This is a genomic window from Desulfatitalea tepidiphila (assembly GCF_001293685.1).
GTDB lineage: Bacteria > Desulfobacterota > Desulfobacteria > Desulfobacterales > Desulfosarcinaceae > Desulfatitalea > Desulfatitalea tepidiphila.
The window spans coordinates 1,029,107-1,048,461 of record NZ_BCAG01000003.1; the positions used below are offsets into that span (position 1 = coordinate 1,029,107).

The 19,355-nt window shown below is 51.5% G+C and carries 15 protein-coding genes and 1 CRISPR repeat array; of the genes, 14 read left to right on the top strand and 1 reads right to left on the bottom strand.

Translation table 11 applies throughout. The features are described 5' to 3' along the window. Positions 1-163: 163 nt before the first annotated feature. Complete coding sequence (locus DFT_RS09160; RefSeq protein WP_054030223.1) at positions 164-1,630, bottom strand: IS1380 family transposase; 1,467 nt, start codon at positions 1,628-1,630, stop codon at positions 164-166. Positions 1,631-2,343: 713 nt separating this feature from the next. Here DFT_RS09160 and cas6 point away from each other — a divergent pair. The 14 genes from cas6 to DFT_RS09225 all read left to right on the top strand — a co-directional run bounded on the left by cas6 (position 2,344) and on the right by DFT_RS09225 (position 19,257). Then, positions 2,344-3,282 (top strand): CRISPR system precrRNA processing endoribonuclease RAMP protein Cas6, encoded by a 939-nt coding sequence (gene cas6 / locus DFT_RS09165; RefSeq protein WP_054030899.1) that lies wholly within the window; start codon positions 2,344-2,346, stop codon positions 3,280-3,282. After that, on the top strand, positions 3,279-4,403 hold the full coding sequence (gene csm6, locus DFT_RS09170; RefSeq protein ID WP_054030900.1) for a CRISPR-associated ring nuclease Csm6: 1,125 nt from the start codon (positions 3,279-3,281) through the stop codon (positions 4,401-4,403). Before cas6 ends, csm6 begins: the two co-directional genes overlap by 4 nt. Positions 4,404-4,751: 348 nt before the next feature. Beyond that, positions 4,752-7,223: a type III-A CRISPR-associated protein Cas10/Csm1 gene (gene cas10, locus DFT_RS09175; protein ID WP_054030901.1), complete on the top strand. Its 2,472-nt coding sequence runs from the start codon at positions 4,752-4,754 to the stop codon at positions 7,221-7,223. Positions 7,224-7,233: 10 nt separating this feature from the next. After that, a complete protein-coding gene (gene csm2 / locus DFT_RS09180) occupies positions 7,234-7,644 on the top strand; it encodes a type III-A CRISPR-associated protein Csm2 (protein ID WP_054030902.1) in 411 nt (136 codons plus the stop codon). 14 nt (positions 7,645-7,658) lie between these two features. Then, complete coding sequence (gene csm3 / locus DFT_RS09185; protein ID WP_076750665.1) at positions 7,659-8,360, top strand: type III-A CRISPR-associated RAMP protein Csm3; 702 nt, start codon at positions 7,659-7,661, stop codon at positions 8,358-8,360. Between the two features lie 9 nt (positions 8,361-8,369). Continuing rightward, positions 8,370-9,347: a type III-A CRISPR-associated RAMP protein Csm4 gene (csm4, locus tag DFT_RS09190; protein ID WP_054030904.1), complete on the top strand. Its 978-nt coding sequence runs from the start codon at positions 8,370-8,372 to the stop codon at positions 9,345-9,347. Next, complete coding sequence (gene csm5, locus DFT_RS09195; RefSeq protein ID WP_054030905.1) at positions 9,337-10,845, top strand: type III-A CRISPR-associated RAMP protein Csm5; 1,509 nt, start codon at positions 9,337-9,339, stop codon at positions 10,843-10,845. The genes csm4 and csm5 overlap by 11 nt, the downstream gene beginning before the upstream one ends. Positions 10,846-10,891: 46 nt before the next feature. Next, positions 10,892-12,139, top strand: a complete 1,248-nt coding sequence (locus tag DFT_RS09200; protein ID WP_152971914.1) for a TIGR02710 family CRISPR-associated CARF protein — start codon at positions 10,892-10,894, stop codon at positions 12,137-12,139. Between the two features lie 296 nt (positions 12,140-12,435). Next, positions 12,436-14,449: a CRISPR direct-repeat array (repeat unit 36 nt; unit sequence ATCTGAAGAACTGACCCGATTAGAGGGGATTGAGAC). A 140-nt stretch (positions 14,450-14,589) separates the two neighbouring features. After that, the gene (locus DFT_RS09205) at positions 14,590-14,898 is read left to right on the top strand and encodes a single-stranded DNA-binding protein (protein WP_054030907.1); all 309 of its coding nucleotides are present in this window, start codon (positions 14,590-14,592) and stop codon (positions 14,896-14,898) included. A gap of 504 nt (positions 14,899-15,402) precedes the next feature. Beyond that, a complete protein-coding gene (locus DFT_RS09210) occupies positions 15,403-16,176 on the top strand; it encodes a PEP-CTERM sorting domain-containing protein (protein WP_054030908.1) in 774 nt (257 codons plus the stop codon). 157 nt (positions 16,177-16,333) lie between these two features. Next, positions 16,334-17,161, top strand: coding sequence for a LamG-like jellyroll fold domain-containing protein (locus DFT_RS24970; RefSeq protein ID WP_076750473.1), 828 nt, complete (start codon positions 16,334-16,336; stop codon positions 17,159-17,161). A gap of 661 nt (positions 17,162-17,822) precedes the next feature. Continuing rightward, positions 17,823-18,167: a single-stranded DNA-binding protein gene (locus DFT_RS09220; protein WP_054030910.1), complete on the top strand. Its 345-nt coding sequence runs from the start codon at positions 17,823-17,825 to the stop codon at positions 18,165-18,167. 15 nt (positions 18,168-18,182) lie between these two features. Then, positions 18,183-18,323, top strand: coding sequence for a hypothetical protein (locus tag DFT_RS26200; protein ID WP_161807117.1), 141 nt, complete (start codon positions 18,183-18,185; stop codon positions 18,321-18,323). 64 nt (positions 18,324-18,387) lie between these two features. Further along, positions 18,388-19,257 carry a hypothetical protein gene (locus tag DFT_RS09225; RefSeq protein ID WP_152971915.1) on the top strand — a complete coding sequence of 290 codons (870 nt, stop codon included), beginning with the start codon at positions 18,388-18,390 and terminating at the stop codon, positions 19,255-19,257. The last annotated feature ends 98 nt before the right edge of the window (positions 19,258-19,355 follow it).

A 19,355-nucleotide genomic window follows, 5' to 3' on the forward strand; every position in this document is an offset into this window, starting at 1 on the left:
AAATTCTCGAGATGGATCAAATCTACCGCGCTCGTCCTCAGGCCGCCGTCAGTACCAATAAAGAGAGCGACCTGAAGTAGAACTGCCCGACAGAATGCGTCGTATGTATTTATAATGAATCATCATATTTCCATGCAAGAAATTTTGTGCATTAACAACAGATCTACCCGCCAGGTGCCTGGAGTATACCGCCAGCCCATGGCCTGGGCTTGAACCTTTTTTCGTCAATGTATTTCAGGAAAGACATCAATGCCGGCGTTCGGCTGTCATGGATAGAATAACGAACCTTATCTCTATTTGAAGCCGTAACCACCTTGGCCGCGATCATTAACAGGCGCAACCGCGCAATGCGCACCGTGTTGGTTTGGATGCCTTCAAATCCATGGCCTCCGGCCGCTTGTCTGGGGTATGCGCTCTGCTCGGCCAATATCTTCAAATAGCGCCAGATATTGTAGGCCAGCATGACGATTTGGAAATAGGCATAGTTGTTTTTAAAGCGAGACGAGGGGATGGCATCCAGACCTTCGCGCTTGGCTTCTCCCACAAGATTTTCGACGTCGGCCCGCTTGTCATACTCGGCGATGACCTTGTGAGCCGCACGGCGTAAATCCGTGCAAAAGATGCGGTACTCATAACGATCAGCCTCAAACAGTTCGTATTGCACGCATCGATCTTTGGCAACATTTTTATCTTTGGGGATTCGCATGGCCACGAATCGAACCGGCATCTGCCATCCCATTGGCTGGTAAACACAGCTGTTGAACTCATAGGCGTTGCGCTTGTGCGGGCGGTACCAGCGCCGTGGATCAAATGGCGGTTCGCACCCTTTGTTGGCGATGATGAAATTGTAACCGGCCTTGATGCATTCATGGATGCTTTCCCAGCTTTGAAACTCGGCATCCGCGCGGATCAACACCTGCCTCACACAGCCGGGAAGGTATTGTTTGATTTTGGCGATAAACGAGGCGGTTTGCTCGCCGCTGATGGTTTCGCCCTTGCGAAGTTTGCCCAGCAGGTACTCACGGCTTTGTTCGATGAAGCATAACACCGGGCGGTATCCCTTTTTGCCCCGATTTCTTGGATTGTGGCCTTTTTTCGCCCCCTGCTGGTTGCCGAAAACCGTTTCCACGGTCGTATCGATATCCAGGCAGATGCGGTAGTACGATAGATCGCAAAGCCGCCAGACCCGCTCACGTAAATGGGCCATCACAGCCAGCAGTGAATTGGCTTGGTTGATACCCAGGCTGTTGACATAGCGCCAAAATGTGCTGGCCACCGGAAGCCGCGTCAGGTTGAAAAATCCGCACAGCATCGCATCCAGCCGCAGGTAGGAAAAATGCCAAATTCGGTTGAACCCTATAAACAGTAGCATCAGCAAGCCTGTCATCATCGAATAATGGCCCAGTTTGGGTTCACGGGCCGGCGCTTTATAGGCGAAGTCAAAAATTTCTCGAAAACCAACCAGATCAAAAAATTTGATCAGCGGCAAAACACCGCCAAATGCGCTCAGCTGCTCGCTGCACGTATCATAAGCGGTTGACGCATTGATTTTCTTGGCCTTCGCGCCATTTGGGCTAAATCCTTTAGGGTTGCGGTTTTTGCTGAAATCTGATTTCTTGGATTTTACCATCTGGGTACCTCCCTGCTTTTATGGGTTGGCTTCGTAACCCCCATTGTAGCAAGGGTTCCCAGATGGTTTCTACCCTTTCTCGCTATTCAGGTGCAAAATTCAGGTATTAGATATAATTACGGCAGGTTAAATAGGCAGGACAAGGACAAGTCGCTTATGTAATTGACAATCTAAGACAATTTTTGGACGTTTTTTGGAAAGGATGGAGGGGGCGATTTTCAGTATTTTGAGCAATACTTCCGAAATTAGCGATAGGACGACATGGAGACTCGGGTTGCTGGGGAGAAATTGCAGTAAGAAACGGCCCGGAAGGCGAAAGATATCACAGGTCCACCGGCACGCTATTGAGGAATGGCATAAAATCGTGGATGTCAACATTTCCCCACTTTCTGGATGGACATAGCGTATGGAACGAGAACATTGCACTAAATCCGCTATCCCGCAATATTGAGCTTGCCCTGCATTATAATTTTTTATACATTTCGGGCCGTATCACAAGTTTCAATTAACCATCGTCGAAGCGAAACCAAGAAACCAACCTTTTAAACCGTCGCACAGCTTCGCATGTGTGGGCTTCCCAACAACCAAGTCATTGGTTCGCCCCTTCGGAGGCAAAACGCCGCAACGTTGCAATGCTTGAATGTCCATAGGTTTTCCCATATGACTCGTTCATGCACACATCCAAACAGCAATGAATCAGCGAGGATTTGGCTATGCACTATGGAAGCTACCAATTCAACTGTCGGTTTCAAAACGATGCTCGCTTACCCGTCTTTAAAGGGTCGACCCTTAGGGGCGTTTTCGGAAGGGCGCTCAAACAGGTGGTCTGCGCCCTGCGGCGGCAGGAGTGCCCCACCTGTCTGTTGAAAAAGCAGTGTCTTTATCCATCGGTGTTCGAACCCGAGTTGCTGGATGACACCGGCGTTTACGGAAAATCGGTGCCGCCACACCCCTTCGTGATCCAGCCCCCCGATGATGAACATGCTGACTATCCCAAAGAAGCCCCCTTCCAGTTCAATCTGCTGTTGTTCGGAGAGGCCAACATGCGACTGCCTTATTTCATTTACGCCATGGACCGCATGGGACGTATCGGCATCGGCAAACGCATCGACGGCGCCCGGGGCGCCTATCTGTTGGAATCGGTCCGGTGCAACGGCCTCACCATCTACACCTCACGGGACCAGAAGATCAGCGAATCACCACCATTGGCGGCGCTTGCCCCTTATCCGGCCGGGCAAGACCATTCAAGCGCCGGCCGAACGACCCTGACCTTTCACACGCCCTTGCGGCTCAAACACCAAAACCACCTCAGCACCGACTTGCCCTTTCATGTGCTCGTTCGGGCCATGTTGCGCAGAATCTCCTCTTTGATGGCCCATTTTAACGGCGGCGAACCACAACTCGACTACACCGGCCTGGTCCAACGCGCCCAAGTGGTGAAAACCGTCCAAAGCACCCTTGTTTGGGAAGATTGGCGCCGCTACTCCCTGCGCCAGGAACAGGCCATGCTGCTTGGCGGCCTGAAAGGCAGCATCACTTATGAAGGCGCGTTGGATGAATACCAGCCGCTGATCGATTTTTGCGCCAAAGTGCACCTGGGCAAGCAGACCACTTTCGGCCTGGGCCGCTACACCGTGGAGGCGGCCCCATGAAAAACATTCTGCTGGCCGTCGTCGGCCTCTCGCCCCAGGTGGTCACCGAAACCCTCTATGCCTTGCACCAGATGAACCGCCCGGTGCACACCATCCATCTGATCACCACGCGGGCCGGTGAAGAGATGGTATTGGCCCAGTTGCTCGGCGGCGGCAAAGGGGCTTTTTACCGCTTTTTGAAAGCGTACGGTCCGCCCAGCCACGGTATCGACTTCGGTCCCGGCCACATCCATGTGGTCCGTGACGACCTCGGCGCCGAAGTCGATGACATCGAAAACGAATACGACAACGCCGCGCTGCTGGAAACCTGCATGCGCCTGACCTTCGACTTCACCCGCGACCCCGATATCGCCGTCTTTTTCTCCATCGCCGGGGGCCGCAAGACCATGGGCGCCTGCCTGACCCTGGCCGCCCAGATGTATGCCAGACCCCAGGACCGGCTTTATCACGTGCTCGTCTCCCCGGAGTTCGAAAGCAACCGCGGCTTTTTCTTCCCGCCGGCCCAGCCCGAAACCATCGAACTGAAAAACAAGCGCGGTGAGACCTACTTCAAAAGCACCAGCTACGCCAAAGTCAACCTGATCCACATGCCCTTTATTTCCATTCGCCCCCAACTGGCCCCCGAAGTGCTGGACCAGCCCAGAGACCCGGCCACGCTCATGCTTTCGCTCATTCGGGAGACACCCGAACAACTGCTGGTTCACTTAAAGGACGGCAAGCTGCGCTATCGCGGCATGGAGATGGACATGGCGCCCGGCCGGTTGGCGCTCTATGCCTTTTTCGCCTTGCTCAAAAAAGAGTGCCCCGCGCCGGAACAAAAATGCAAAGCCTGTGACCAGTGCTTTGTGGACCACGAAGGCGTCAGCCGCAGACAGCCCGAGATCACCAGACTCTACAAACAGATGTGCGGCACCCGGCCGACCGGGGAGATGAGCACCACCGGTATTCTGAACCTGAACCTGGACAATTTCAAAAGCCTGAAGTCCCATATCAAACGGAACTTGCTCCAGGGCTTCGGCCCCTTGGCCGCGGAAAAGCTCGAAATCGCCTCGGTCGGGAAAAAACCCTACACCCGCTACGGCCTACTGATTGACAAAGCGGTGATCGAATTGGTGATGTGAGCCTGAAGATTCAAGATTATTTCGGTCGGCAAGAAGTGAATGGCCGCCGGTGTTCAACGCGGGTGTTTATAAAGATCATCGTGGGAAAGCACGCGCAGCAGAAGGATATCCGCGGACCAGTCCGGATTGCCCCCCGGCAGATGGGCACCTTGTTCGATATGGTGTGAGCATAATGACAAAAAGCGAAAACGTCAATTACGGAAATTTCGTATTGTATGCACACAGGCGCCCCCCCGCCCCCCGATCTTTTGGGGGAGAGGGTCGGGGGTGAGGGGGGAAATGACAACGTTGCAGTCCTTGAACAATATGATGCCCCACAAATAGGATGGCGCATCGAAAGGAGATGATATGAAGCATCAGGAACAAGAGATTCTGGTAATCGCGGCCTTATTGCATGATATTGGCAAATTCGCCCAACGTGCGGGCGCCCCCAAAAGCAACAACATGGAAGGTGAATACTGCAGAGTCGAAAGTGGGCGGCCGACCCACACGCATGTGCTATATACCGATCATTTCATCGAGCATATTCTGCCCCTGCCCAAAGAACTCGCCGATCCGCAGGTTCGCGGTATGATTGCGCGCTTGGCCTCGGCCCACCATAAACCCGCCGCCGGCAATCTTATGGAAGAAGCACTCAGCGTCGCGGATCAACTTTCAGCAGGGACGGACCGGAAGTCCGGCGAAGAGAGCCAGGGTGATTATAAAAGCGCCCGACTGGTTGCCATTTTTGAACAACTCAGCCTCAGCGGGCCGCGGCCCTTAAAAGAGCTGCAATCAGGGCAGTACTACCCTCTGGTGCCGATTACTGAAAATGCCTTTCCCACTTCCCTGGAGCAGGCGCGTGAATCCGACTATACAACCCTGTTCGAGCAATTTTGTGAGGCGCTGAAAAACCTTCCCCTGGATATGGGCGTAGCCCACTACACGGACTCATTAATATCGCTGCTTGAGGAGTTTACTTGGTGCATCCCGTCATCCACCTACCGCTCCCTGTCGGATATTTCACTTTTCGATCATGCAACCACCACGGCAGCCATTGCCCAAGCCCTCATGGTGTATCATGCCGAGCAAGGCGGGACGCCGAAGAGAAACAGCAACGGTCCGCCCAAGTTTCTGCTCGTGGGCGGCGACCTGTCCGGCATTCAAAGCTACATTTTCAAGCTGGACAAATCTCACGGCAGCGGCATCGCCAAGCTGTTCAGGGCGCGCTCCTTTTTCCTGCAAGCGCTCACGCGTTCGGTTTATGTCGAACTGCTAACGCGCCTCCGGCTCTCCCCGGTTGCGCGCATCATGGACGCAGGCGGGCGCTTCGTCCTGCTGCTGCCGGCCACTGAAACGTTGCGCGCCGCGCTTCCCGATTTCGAACTGAAAGTTCAACTGTACTTTTTTGAACGCTTCAGGGGTGAACTCAGCTTCAATCTTTGCTGGTCAACGCAATTGGCGGAGCACGATTTCCAGCAGGAACGTTTTCAAAAGCATCTGGACGCCTTTAATGATGCCCTTGAGGCGCGCAAACTGAATAAATTCGATCATCTTATCTCGACCGGACTGAACCCCGTAATGGACCTTGATTACGCAGCTTACAGCGCGGGGGATTGCCCAGTCTGTCATGCCCGGCCCATCGATCGCGATGCAAGCAATCATCACCGGGGAAGATATGGCGTGGATGTAGACCTTTGTCGGGATTGTGCCGAGCAGATTGAACTCATCGGGACCCGCCTGCCGCGCAGTGAGTTTATCCTCTTTGAACGCGAGGGTAAAAATGCGGTTCAGTTGTTCGGCAATATTACCTTGCGCCTGAAGGAGACTATCGATCCACACAGGGACCATGCGGCCATCCAGATTGTGGCCATGCATCAAAGAGGACGTTTCGCCTATCAGCCCATCGCCACGCACCTACCTCTTATCAGCGATCAAGACGTAGCCCAATGGCGGTCGTGGGGCGAAATCGATGCTGCGCCGGACGGCAATATGTCAATGGAAGGAGAGCCCATTGAGATTGGTGAAGCCAAGACCTTCAACCTTCTCGCTTGTTCGGCGCGCGAAACCACACCTGAAGGTAGACCCATCGGTCGCAGGTTCCTGGGCGCATTGAAGGCCGATGTGGACAACCTCGGACTGCTCTTCAGCATCGGATTGCAGGACCGCCTCTCCATTAGCCGTTTTGCCAGCCTTTCCCGCATGCTCAATCACTTTTTCAGCGATGACTTGGTGCGTTGGATAAAGGCCGAGTACCCGGACCTATATATTGTCTTCGCCGGCGGCGACGATCTTTTTCTGATCGGACCCTGGCTTCAAATGGGCCGTTTTGCCATGGCATTGAACAAGCGATTCCAACAATTCACGGCCGCCCGGCCCCAGGTCACGCTCTCCGCCGGTATCGGTGTCACAAAACCCGGACTGCCGATGCACGCCATCGCCGCCCAGGCCGAGGAGCATCTTGAAAAAGCCAAAAGGAATGAAGACAAAAACAGCATCAATCTATTTTCTACCACGGTCGGTTGGAACGACTTCGCTCGGCTGCTTGAAAAGGGCGATTGGCTTCATGCACTGATGCGTGACGGTCAGGTCCCCAAAGCCCTGGGCAACCGCCTGCTCTACTATGGGCGCGAGCGGCAAGCTTTCATGGATGGTGAGATCAAGCGAGGTATCTACCTGTCGCATATGCGCTATGATTTTGCCCGTAATATCAACGAGAAAACAGTTAAAAAGCCGGAAGAAAGGACGGCCATTACTGCAATCCAACAGGACGAATTCCTGCTCGATCACATAGACCTGCCCTTGACATGGGCGCTCTATCGTTTGCGAAAAGACAATTGAAGGAGGGATTATGAGCTATTTCGATTCTACCGGCAAGCACATCCGGCCCGAACTCCTCGATGAGGAGGCGCAGCAAGTCGCCAGTCGGTTTGTCCAGACACGCGACGGCCGACCCAACGAGCGCGATTCCATCAAAAACTCCCAGCTCAGGCGTTTTTTTAACGAATTCAAAACCTTGGAAAGGCAACTCCACAGCACCCAGGGCAATGAGGAAGAGGCGTTCAAATCCATCAAACCTCTGGTTAAAATGACTCATGCCAAGGTGGAGTATGCCAAGGCCCGCAGGGTGGTCCCACAAGCCTTTGTCGACTGGTTGAAGAACAATGTCCTGGCCATCGAAACAGCAAAGGACTTCAAGGCCTTCTTGCTGCACTTCGAGGCCGTCGTCGGTTTCTGTTACGGGTTGAATCCAAAAGATTAAGGAGGAAAATGGATATGCAGCTTCAAGCGATCAAAAAAATCACAGGAACCATCACCGTGTTGACGGGTTTGCATATCGGGGCCGGCAAGGAGAGCCTCGAAATCGGCGGCCTCGACCAACCCATCATTAAAAATCCTTTGACGGGTGAACCCTACATTCCGGGGTCCTCCATCAAGGGCAAGATGCGCTCACTATTGGAGACCTCGCGCTACATGCAAACCAATCCGGAGACAAGGGATTATGTCATGGGCAAGAAGGACAAGAGCGGGCGCGGCATGGCCTGTGGATGCGCCCGAAAAGGATGTCCGGCATGCACCATCTTCGGCACCTCCGCCGCCGAGAAGGGACCTGACCTTGGCCCTACCCGATTGATAGTGCGTGACGCTTTTCTGACCGAAGAATGGCGGGAGCGTTTCGGTCGGGGTGAACTGGCCATGGAAGTCAAATATGAAAACACCATCGACCGTGTCCGGGGGGTGGCCGAGCATCCCCGCCCGCTGGAGCGCGTGCCGGCCGGTGTTGCGTTCAGCTTTCACCTGTCGTTCAAGGTTTTTGAGGACGATCCGCCGACGTTGCTTGAAGATGTGTATCGCGGGTTACACCTCATCGAACTCGATGCCCTGGGCGGGAATTCGTCGCGAGGGTGCGGGCAGGTCCGCTTCGACAATCTGCATTGCGATCAAGACAAAATTGATCTTATGGCATATCCGCTTTAGGAGGACCCAATGGCGCTATACAGATATCGCCTGACACCGCTTTCGGCCTTCGCCACGCCCTTGCGCAGCGACACCCTTTACGGTCATCTGCTCTGGGCCGCGGCCATGCTGCATGGCAAGGCGCGGGTCAACTCACTTATCGAGGCCTTTGCCGCTGGCTCGCCGCCATTTATTTTTTCCAGCGCATTGCCGGCCGGTGGACTTCCATTTCCAGTGCTCCCCGGTATTGCCCGCGGTCGTTTCAAAGCGCAATTTGCCGACACGGGCAGTCTGTTTGAACAGTTGCGCGCATTAAAGTCGTTTCGCAAGCAAACCCATTGGCATTTAGAGCAATGGCAATGCCTTGAGGGGCGCATCAGTCAGGAGCGCTTGTTCACCGAATGGCTGGTGGCCAAGGCCGGGCGGAAGGCACAAAAGCAACCAGCAAAATTTAACCCGGATGCGACAACCGTCTATCAACCGCATGTCAGCATCGACCGACTCAGTGGCAGCGTGCTTCAAGAGGGTGGCCTCTTTTTTTCCAGCGGCACCTGGTACCGTCCGGGTCTGGCCCTCGATCTGTATGTCGAAACCGCTGACCTTGATACTTTTGAAACCCTTTTCCGGCACGTGGAAACCGTGGGGTTCGGTGCTGATCGCACCACCGGCAAGGGGCAGTTCAAATTCGAGCGTGATAATACCTTTGATCCGGCCCCCTTTCTCGCCGAAGGCACTCATCGGCTCTCCCTTTCGGTATGCGCGGCCATGGACATGCGTTCTTTCGAAGGCTATTGGATTCCGTTCGTCAAGCATGGACGTGCCTGGAACGGTTTCGGTGAAAGCAATCCCTACAAAAAGCCGTTTATGGCTTTTGCCGAGGGCAGCCTTTTCAAACGAATGCCGAAAAGTGGCTACCTGCTTCGAAACATACATAGTGACCCGGGAATCGTTCAAGTCTGCTGGCCTTTGACGATCCCCGTTACCCTGGAGGAAAATCATGCGGACTGACTTTTTTAAGGTGGATCTTCTATCACCTGTCCACATCGGCACCGGGGATGAGTTGGACCCCATGAGCTATCTCATGCGCAAAGAAAACGGCGCAATAAATTGCCATGTTCTCGACACCAACGCCTGGGCCAGAGAATATCCCGATCCCGCGGAACTGAGCACCCTGTTTTCAGGTACCAATGTTCCGGCCATGCGTGGGTTTCTTGCCAATCACATTGAGCCAGCTCTTTTTGGCACGCGGCGATTGTTGATCAAAAATCCAAAGATTTATGATGAATACATGCAAAAGCTGTCCGATCAAAGGACCAGCCATCAATTGCTCTTCAGTCCTCATACCACTTGTGCGGACCGGATACCCCTGATACCCGGCTCCTCGCTCAAAGGCAGTCTGCGTACCGCCGTTATCGATTGGCTGGACCGTGAGAAGCGTTTGGGGCTGAAAGAGGCCAGAGAAAAGGACCGCAAAGGCCTGGAATATATCAGACGCCTTGAAAGCGCACTTGGCCCGGTAACGGATAGCGCCTTTAAGCAGCTCAAAGTAGGTGATGTCAGCGGCTATTCAGACAGCACATGTTTGGTGCAACCCCTTGAACTGCGGCGTAAGCAAGAAAAATCCGCCACCCCGAAAAGCATGTGTGAGGTGTTGCCCAGCCGGCTTCTTGGGGAAGAAGGGCGATCGATTCTATTTCTTAAAATCGGACTTGGTTCACCGCTCAAAGCCGCCGACAACCGACTGACACTGAAAAATGGTGTCAGTTGGACCTGGACTGAATTGTGCGAATTGGTGACCAGCTATTACCGGTTGCGTTTCGAAGAGGAGAAAACCAAATTCTATGGGCTTTCCCATTTCGCCCCGGCAAAACCCGCAATGGAAAGCCTCGAAAAAGAATTCAATACCGCGCCGGGACAAATGGTGTTGCGGGTCGGGCATTATTCACAGGTTGAATTCGTCACCGTCCGCAACAACAAACCTTTTACGCGCAAAGGTAAACAGGGCACTCCCATGCCCTATGGCACTACCAGGACCCTTGCCGACGGCCTGTACCCCTTTGGATGGATCAAGCTCACGCCGTGCAGCGAAAGTGAATACCGAAAGGGGAGCATCGCCTGCGAAGCCGCAAACAAAGCTTCTGAGCAGGAGCGGATCGTCCGGCGCCGGGCGCTGGAGGCGGAACGTACGCAGCGGCTTGCGGAAACCCGTGATCGTGAAGAAGAAGCCCACCGCCAGGCCGAACGCGAACGCCGACAGCAGGCGGAATTGGAGGCATTGCCGGAAGATGAACGCAATGTGCTCTTGTTGGAAAGAGGCGATCTTGACGAGCAGCGGATTTCAGCGCTGGTTCAAAAAATCGACTCATTCGATCCGCAGCTGCAAGTCAAGGCGGCCAAAGCCTTGAAGGAGCTCTGGATCAGCCAGAAGCGCTGGACGAAAAAAGAGTGCTCTAAAAAGCAGCTTATAAAAGTCGCCGCAATAAAAACGATTTTAGGTGAAATATGATCTCTTTATTGGTGAGAACACCGGCACGAAAGGCATTGATATATCCATGACGCTATCCACAGATATCCGCCTGATGATCGTCTCCCTCGGCGGATCACCCGAACCGATCCGCTTGAGCATAGGGCGCTACCGGCCCGAACAGGTGATCTTTTTTGCCTCACATGACTCGGCGGCGCTGGCCGGTGAAACCCTGGCCGCGCTGGACTACAAACCCCGCCTGGCCTTCGAGATCACCGAAGATCCCAACTCCTTGCTGGAGTGCTTTCGCAAGGCCCGGCAATGTGTCCAGCGCGCCCGCATAAGCGGCTTGGCACCGGACCGGGTCATGTTGGACTACACTGGCGGCACCAAGGTCATGACCGCGGCCCTCCTGCTGGCCGGCATCGATCAGCGTTACCATTACAACTACGTGGGCGGCGACCGGCGGGACAAAGAGGGCGTGGGCGTGGTGCTCAGCGGCCACGAGCGCCTCTTCACCGAAATGAGCCCTTGGGCGGTATGGGCCGAGGAGGAGCGGCGCCAGATCGTGACCCTTTTCAACCGGCGCCGCTATGCGGCGGTCATCGAAATCATCGATGGCCTGCTGGAGAATGATCTGCCGACATCCATCGGCGGTTATTTTAAATTCGTGCGTCAGGCGGCTTATGCCTTCCTGCGATGGGACCAGTTCGAACTCAAGCAGGCCATGGGCCAACTGCAAAAAGCACAGGATCTGCTGGCCGCCCACCGCCGTGATTTTCCCAACGCCGAACTCGATGCCTTCCGGGACGAACTCGGCCTGCTCAGCATGCGTCTGGAGGATATCCTAACGCAGACCAAGGACCTCATGGAGCCCCATCCGCTGCTCGTGGCGGACCTGCTCAACAATGCCCGGCGCCAGATGGCCGACAAGCGCAACGATGACGCCGCGGCCCGCATCTACCGCGCCCTGGAACTATACGGTCAAATTTGCTTCCGGCAATCGACGGGACTGGACAATGACGCGGTGCCACCGTCCGCCGTGCCGGCTGAAATTCGGGCAGAGTTCGAAGCCAAATACAGGGATACGAAAACACAAAAGCTCAAACTGCCCCTGCAAGCCACCTTCCGCTTTCTGAGACACAGCGGGCATGAGGCCGGCGAACGCTTTCAGGCCCGCCAAAATGAGATAAAAAAAATTCAATCCAATCGCAACCACTCGATCCTGGCCCACGGGTTGAAACCCGTAAGCGATAAAGCCGTTGAATCGGTTTTCGCGACCGTTGCGGCGTTTTTGGAATTTTTGGACCCTTATGATTTTCCGCAGCTACCATAGCCGCTGAAATGGGCTCTTTGACAATTCGTATCCCTTTTCAAGACACGGTTCAATGCCCCGGCAACCGCTTGCGCGCCGGCCGGGGCACATATAAGGTGTATTTCCAAGGTTTGGCGGGATGATCAGAACGCATAGAAGGAGGTGCGTGGAAATGAAAATTAAAAAAAATTTCAAGAAGATAGATTTAATATCAAGGGGCATTCAGCGCGACGGCCGTTTCCCGGAAGCCGATTTCGGGCATGTGCGTGGATTTGCCATCGTAACGAACCGGAAGCTTTGTGGAAACTGAGGGGGCAATCTGAAGAACTGACCCGATTAGAGGGGATTGAGACATCTCGACATAGACCGAAGGGATCACCGTTTTGATCTCAAATCTGAAGAACTGACCCGATTAGAGGGGATTGAGACCCATGTAGATTGTGTCGCGGATTGGTTTCATTGATCCGATCTGAAGAACTGACCCGATTAGAGGGGATTGAGACATGATCCAGGCCCAGGCGGCCGTTGCGATGATGGCATCTGAAGAACTGACCCGATTAGAGGGGATTGAGACACCTTCTTCGGTCCGTCTTCGACCACCTCGCGCTTAATCTGAAGAACTGACCCGATTAGAGGGGATTGAGACAAGGTGGCCCTTGATTATGTCGATTGGGTCTTCGATTTATCTGAAGAACTGACCCGATTAGAGGGGATTGAGACATCCAGCTCGGATCTACGGTTTCAAGATGGGATTTTATCTGAAGAACTGACCCGATTAGAGGGGATTGAGACCTGATGAGTTTTCGCAGATCGTCAGAAACCTTGATTTCATCTGAAGAACTGACCCGATTAGAGGGGATTGAGACTCAATAGCTATCTCCGGTCGCTTCGGGCGGGGAAGACGGATCTGAAGAACTGACCCGATTAGAGGGGATTGAGACGTGATGGTGCGCGGCTTTTGTTCCTGGCGTGATTCGTATCTGAAGAACTGACCCGATTAGAGGGGATTGAGACTTTAAACTTCCCCGGGCAAATGATTTTGCATTCATCCGATCTGAAGAACTGACCCGATTAGAGGGGATTGAGACAATATGGTCACACGGATAGGATCACGACGTTTACCATATCTGAAGAACTGACCCGATTAGAGGGGATTGAGACAGGTTGGCACCGCTCAGGTAGGCACCGCGCAGGTTGGCATCTGAAGAACTGACCCGATTAGAGGGGATTGAGACCCTTTCGCTGACTGGCATCGTTGATTGCATTTGCTTTCATCTGAAGAACTGACCCGATTAGAGGGGATTGAGACATATTCATGGTTTTCACAAGATGAAATAACACTTTCAACATATCTGAAGAACTGACCCGATTAGAGGGGATTGAGACTCTTTATTTGCCCACAAAACAAATTTTACTATATCAGATCTGAAGAACTGACCCGATTAGAGGGGATTGAGACTCAAAGAGTTGATGGTCGGTGAAGTCTGTGGTAATTGTATCTGAAGAACTGACCCGATTAGAGGGGATTGAGACTTTAGGGCTTCTTTTATGGCGTTCTCGCAGCCGTTGAAATCTGAAGAACTGACCCGATTAGAGGGGATTGAGACTTTAGGGCTTCTTTTATGGCGTTCTCGCAGCCGTTGAAATCTGAAGAACTGACCCGATTAGAGGGGATTGAGACCTAAAAAAGCAAGCCAATGTCAAGTAAAATCTTACTCATCTGAAGAACTGACCCGATTAGAGGGGATTGAGACTCCTTTCCTCCAAAAAATGTTGGCAAATCCTCATCGGTATCTGAAGAACTGACCCGATTAGAGGGGATTGAGACGTGGTGGCGTTCTGCTTAAAGTGCTGAAACAATGCAATCTGAAGAACTGACCCGATTAGAGGGGATTGAGACTACCTCCCCATAGCGTTAAAGATTTCCCAAACGATATCTGAAGAACTGACCCGATTAGAGGGGATTGAGACCAATCCACGGCTCTCCAAAACGTAAGACCAGGACGATCTGAAGAACTGACCCGATTAGAGGGGATTGAGACACTTATGCCGTGGCGATCCCGGCTATCAACGCTGAGAATCTGAAGAACTGACCCGATTAGAGGGGATTGAGACTCTTCATCCCGGCGCTTCATGTTCTGCCCGCGCATATCTGAAGAACTGACCCGATTAGAGGGGATTGAGACTTAAAGATTTCGTACCAAAACCAGGCCCAGGCCGATCTGAAGAACTGACCCGATTAGAGGGGATTGAGACACATTTGTGGTTTCATCTGTTACCCTCCATAGCCTTTAAATCTGAAGAACTGACCCGATTAGAGGGGATTGAGACCAGCGCAGCGCATCCTTATCACTGCCTGACGATCTTCGGCGAAAAACGGCAACGTTGCAATCGTTGCCAACCGGTGTGCCTCCCTCGTAGGATCGCCCTCATGGAGATCATGATGTTGGATTTCAACAAGGAGGTGGCCCATGAAGGGTGCATTTGACAAGTTGGCCGACCCCGAGATTTTCTACTCCAGCGAGGGCGACCCGGTAGCCACATTCAACCTGGCCTTCAGGTCATCCAAGAAAAAGACCGGCTGGATCAAGATCACCTGCTTTCAAAAGCTGGCAGAAATCACCGAACGTCATCTGCACAAAGGCGCCCGGATCGCCGTGGCCGGCATCTTGGAACAGAACAAGTGGGAAACCGATGAAGACGCCGCCCGCACATCGATCCAGCTCATTGCTAATACCATCGAGTTTATCAAAACAGACGGCATCCGCCACACCCAATGATTTTTTATTGTTGATTGTACTTGGCAACCATAAAAATATCTGCTCAACAGGGATTGCAAACGTTTGGAATCCTCCGGCAATTCGCAGAATGTTGACAGAAACGACAACCAATTAGGTGTTTAGGGTGTTTTGAGGTGTTTAGCTGGAGGGTTAACACCTAATAAATGGGTTATTGCATTGTTTTATTTATGAAGATTTGATTCGATTATTTAGGTGTTAAGGTGTTTAGGGCGATTTCGGCTGTTGGATTATTATTCTCGCATCATAGGCTCGAACATACCTGAAGTCCTCACCCGAATTGATTGGGCGGAAATTAACATCGTTAAAATTACTATTTTCTTTTCAATCTAATAATATCCTAATAATGATATGACATTAACGCATGATAAAATAGCCTAAAGCTGGGTCCTTTGCTGCCCTGAACCTTTTGGAAACAGAAAGCCCGAATGAGGAGCATGGTGCTCTTGATTCGGGTTTTTTTTATTCTTACCAGAGGAGACAGAAATGAAACGGATTGCATTGATGGTAGTTGTAGGGGTTTTCTTGTTTTCTGGAATAGCTAACGCTGCTTTGACACTGATAGGTACGGCCAGCTATGACAGCGACGGTAATGGTACCCCTGAAACCTATAACCTTATCCATATGGACGACGGCCCGTTCGGCCCTATCACCTGGCTGGATTATACGAAAGAAGGTGATAACTGGCAGAACCAGATGAATTGGGCATCCGGGCTGAGCTTCGCAGAAGCAGATATTCAATTGAATCCCGGCTACAAGTCGAGCATTGACTGGAGCACGGGGTGGCGGCTGCCGGAGACCGATGAGAGCCAGGCCAACCTGAGCGGCGGTTTCGGCTATGAGGGACCAGACGGGAACGGGTACCACGATTACATGTATGGTTACAACATGGTCAACTCAGAGATGGGTCAACTGTATTACGAAGAGTTGGACAACAAGGGATACTATGCAACCGACGGCACGAATCCACAACCCGGCTGGGGGCTAAATAACACAGGTGATTTCAATTACTTGCAGGCCTACAACTACTGGTCGGGTACGGAGTCTTCTCCGTACGACGCGTGGAACTTCAACTTCAACGTCGGCAGCCAGGGCAGCTACAATAAGGGCGGCCACCTCATCCCCTACGCGTTAGCGGTTCGCCCGGGCGATGTCTCCGCCGTTCCTGTGCCCGGCACGGTGCTGCTTCTGGGAACTGGCCTTGCGGGTTTGGGGGTCTTTCGTCGGGGTCAAAGGCGGAGACATTGGGTCATTGGGTGATTTGCGTGATTTGGTTATTTGGGGGTGCAGGGGGGTAAATTTTTTCATTATTAAGGCAATTTATTCTTGCTGGCTATGTGATTTGCCTTAGATCGATCATAACATTTTCGAAATGTTTACCAGATCCAATATGCCTCAGTGAGAAGGGAAAAAAGAAATGAAAAGCATCTTATTATTATGTCTCTTTTCACTATTTTATTACTGCCCTGTTTCAGCTAATTTGAATGACGGCCTGGTAGCTTACTACCCTTTTAATGGGAATGCTATTGATGAAAGTGGTAATGGTAATCATGGAGAGGTATTTGGAGCAAGTTTGTGCCCGGATAGACACAATACTAATTATAGTGCTTTCAGTTTTGATGGGATTGATGATTGCATTTTTGTGGGTAGCAGTAGTGAAAGCAGTATCAATATTTCAGGTGCAATTTCAATTTCAGTCTGGGTAAAGCCAAGTGAAATTCCAGATGGAAAGAAAATGATAATAGGAAAATCGAATTATTCGTATTATACCAATTACATTCTTAGATACGTTGGCGGCGGTTTGCAGTGGGAATATGATCAATGGAACAATACTGTAGATAAAGTATTAGAAGTTGATGCCTGGAATCACATTGTCGTAACCGCAGACAATCCTATTGGTTTAAAAAAAATTTACATTAATGGAGATTTAGTTTATTTTAAAACGATAACTACGATGCACTCCCATGGGTTAGTAGTTGACTATCCCTTAACTATTGGATGTGCATGGTACACCCCTCCGTTTCCTCCGACGACAGAGAATTTTGGAGGCCAAATTGATGACATACGCATTTACAACCGTGTCCTCTCAGAAGAAGAAATCAATCAGCTGTTTGGAGAACCCGGATCTATAAGTGTGCCTGCCCTATCCGGATGGGGCATGATCATACTTTTTGCACTTCTTCTGGTATTTGGATTTATGGTCGTGATGAGAAGAAACGTGAGTCTCAATACAAACATAACCTAACGAATAAGAATAGATCATGAGAGCGCAGCGAACAACGATCTTATCCTGTGGAACAAGTGCTATGATTCTTTAGCACTGAATCAAAAAATAGAGTTTAATCCTATTAAAAAAGAAGTACAGAACTCGATATTCTATATGCGCACGGATGTGAGGAATGTCCGGTTCATTTCTCGCTTTTCTGTTTTTGGCCGCCTCCACAATATCTGGTGGTGAGCCATTTATTAAAAGGTGGTGGGAAAAATTATCTTTACATATGTGCCGCTTGTAAAAACGTAGAGTAATCACACGCAATTTGGACTTCCGAAAATTCGTAGATACAATACCAGGCTCAAATTGAGACGCAATCGATTCAACAGACCGGTAACATACAATTTAGTTGTATAATTCCACGCAAACACCCTAAACACCTTAACACCTGCTCGAAGATCACCAACAACCGATTGAATATATGCCATTTATTTCCAAAAATAGGTGTTTACCCCCTGCCTGAACACCTATAAACACCCTAAACACCGTATAAATCTATCCTTTCGCAGCAAGAAACCACGCCATTTCCACGCCATGATCCATCATGTCTTCGTCTATCCATATATATTAATCCCCAATAGACCACCAAACCCAATCCACCCAAATCCATCAACCCAACCAAGGAGGCAAATCCATGATCAATCAACTGATCCTGATTGGTAATCTCGGGAAAGACCCAGAATCTTTTTTCGGGAGCGAAGGGAACCAAATCACATCATACCCTCTTGCATTCAAATCGGGACGCGACAAAACCAGCTGGATCAAATGTGTCTGTTTCGACAACAACGCCGAGGTCGCTGAAAAATACCTCCATACGGGCGCCCGTGTATGTGTTGTCGGGTATCTTCAGCAAACAAAGTGGAAAACCAACGATGGCGAAAACCGAAGCAGTTTCGAGATGATTGTAAACAAGATTGAATTCATCAAAACAGACGGCAGAGGATTTGGAGACAACCCAGCCGATGATGTCCCTATCTGAACCACAAGGAGGGCGATGAAAACAAGAACCGTTGAACTGATCATCGCAATAGGACTTGAGCTGCTCGACTGGCTCAAAATCATACTCACGGAGAAACGGAGGAACCATGACGGCAAAAGAGATACAGAAAAGAAACCAGAAGGCGGAACAACTTAAAGTGCTGCAAAGCGATGACGGACAATACTTTGTCGAAAGCAGCGAGGGCAAGATTTTATACAACGTGATCATCAGCGATGCCGGAGATAGCTGCACCTGCGGCGACTATGCCCGCAATGTGAAAAAGGCACCTGATTTTAAATGCAAGCATATCCTTGCCGTGTACAACGCCATTCCCCAAAAACAGGTCGAAGGGGCCACTTTCTTAGAACGACAAGCTCCAAAACTGGATGAACGCTGGATCACCAAGATCGAGGGGAAAGAGTTCGTCAAATATCCGGGCCTGCTCGATCTGGGACACCAAAAGGGCATATCGAGCATCGAAGTAGAAATCGTTCAGATGCCCACCGGGGACAATGGCCATTTTGCCGTCTGCCGGGCAACCGTGATGTCAAAGTTGGGAGAAACATATTCTGACATTGGAGATGCCAATCCTTCTAATTGCAGCAGCAAGGTGTCGAAACATTTACTCAGGATGGCCAGCACCCGTGCCATTGCAAGAGCGCTGAGGTCCTATACCAACGTGGGCATGACGGCATTGGAAGAGCTTGCCGACATCAATGAAGCGATCAACGAAGGGGGAAATCATGAGCATCCTAAAGCGCAATCCAGACCGGCGAAAAAGGCTCCTTCCAAGGCGCCGAAAAAGAGTGCACCTGAAGATGACCAACCGAAATCAGACACAGAGCCGGTGGCACCTGCCGTGGAAAACCAAAATCAACCGGAGCCTTCTTCAAACACTGCTTCAAAGAGTCCTGCCCGTGCTGGGATGAGTGAGGCGCAGCGCCGTGCCATATTCAATCTGTCCAGACGCCGGGGAATCAGCGTGGAAGAGATCGAGTGCATGGTTGAAGAATCCTATGGTGTCACGCTCGACAACCTAACGAGCAGCGATGCCTCGGCCTTCATCCGGCAACTGCAGACTGCTGCCTAACCTAAAGATAGCAGATCCTTAACGTATGCCATTTTAAAGGCGATAGGCAGATCCTAACTCGCGCCAACCGGATGCCTATCGCCTTTGTATTTTAACAA

Bases quoted from the DNA above. Each gene is read 5' to 3' on its own strand.
- DFT_RS09210 (WP_054030908.1), top strand. From the start codon at position 15,403: ATGAAACGGATTGCATTGATGGTAGTTGTAGGGGTTTTCTTGTTTTCT.
- cas6 (WP_054030899.1), top strand. From the start codon at position 2,344: ATGCACTATGGAAGCTACCAATTCAACTGTCGGTTTCAAAACGATGCT.
- csm4 (WP_054030904.1), top strand. From the start codon at position 8,370: ATGGCGCTATACAGATATCGCCTGACACCGCTTTCGGCCTTCGCCACG.
- csm5 (WP_054030905.1), top strand. From the start codon at position 9,337: ATGCGGACTGACTTTTTTAAGGTGGATCTTCTATCACCTGTCCACATC.
- DFT_RS09200 (WP_152971914.1), top strand. From the start codon at position 10,892: ATGACGCTATCCACAGATATCCGCCTGATGATCGTCTCCCTCGGCGGA.
- DFT_RS09160 (WP_054030223.1), bottom strand. From the start codon at position 1,630: ATGGTAAAATCCAAGAAATCAGATTTCAGCAAAAACCGCAACCCTAAA.
- csm6 (WP_054030900.1), top strand. From the start codon at position 3,279: ATGAAAAACATTCTGCTGGCCGTCGTCGGCCTCTCGCCCCAGGTGGTC.
- DFT_RS09220 (WP_054030910.1), top strand. From the start codon at position 17,823: ATGATCAATCAACTGATCCTGATTGGTAATCTCGGGAAAGACCCAGAA.
- csm3 (WP_076750665.1), top strand. From the start codon at position 7,659: ATGCAGCTTCAAGCGATCAAAAAAATCACAGGAACCATCACCGTGTTG.
- DFT_RS24970 (WP_076750473.1), top strand. From the start codon at position 16,334: ATGAAAAGCATCTTATTATTATGTCTCTTTTCACTATTTTATTACTGC.
- csm2 (WP_054030902.1), top strand. From the start codon at position 7,234: ATGAGCTATTTCGATTCTACCGGCAAGCACATCCGGCCCGAACTCCTC.
- cas10 (WP_054030901.1), top strand. From the start codon at position 4,752: ATGAAGCATCAGGAACAAGAGATTCTGGTAATCGCGGCCTTATTGCAT.
- DFT_RS09205 (WP_054030907.1), top strand. From the start codon at position 14,590: ATGAAGGGTGCATTTGACAAGTTGGCCGACCCCGAGATTTTCTACTCC.
- DFT_RS26200 (WP_161807117.1), top strand. From the start codon at position 18,183: ATGAAAACAAGAACCGTTGAACTGATCATCGCAATAGGACTTGAGCTG.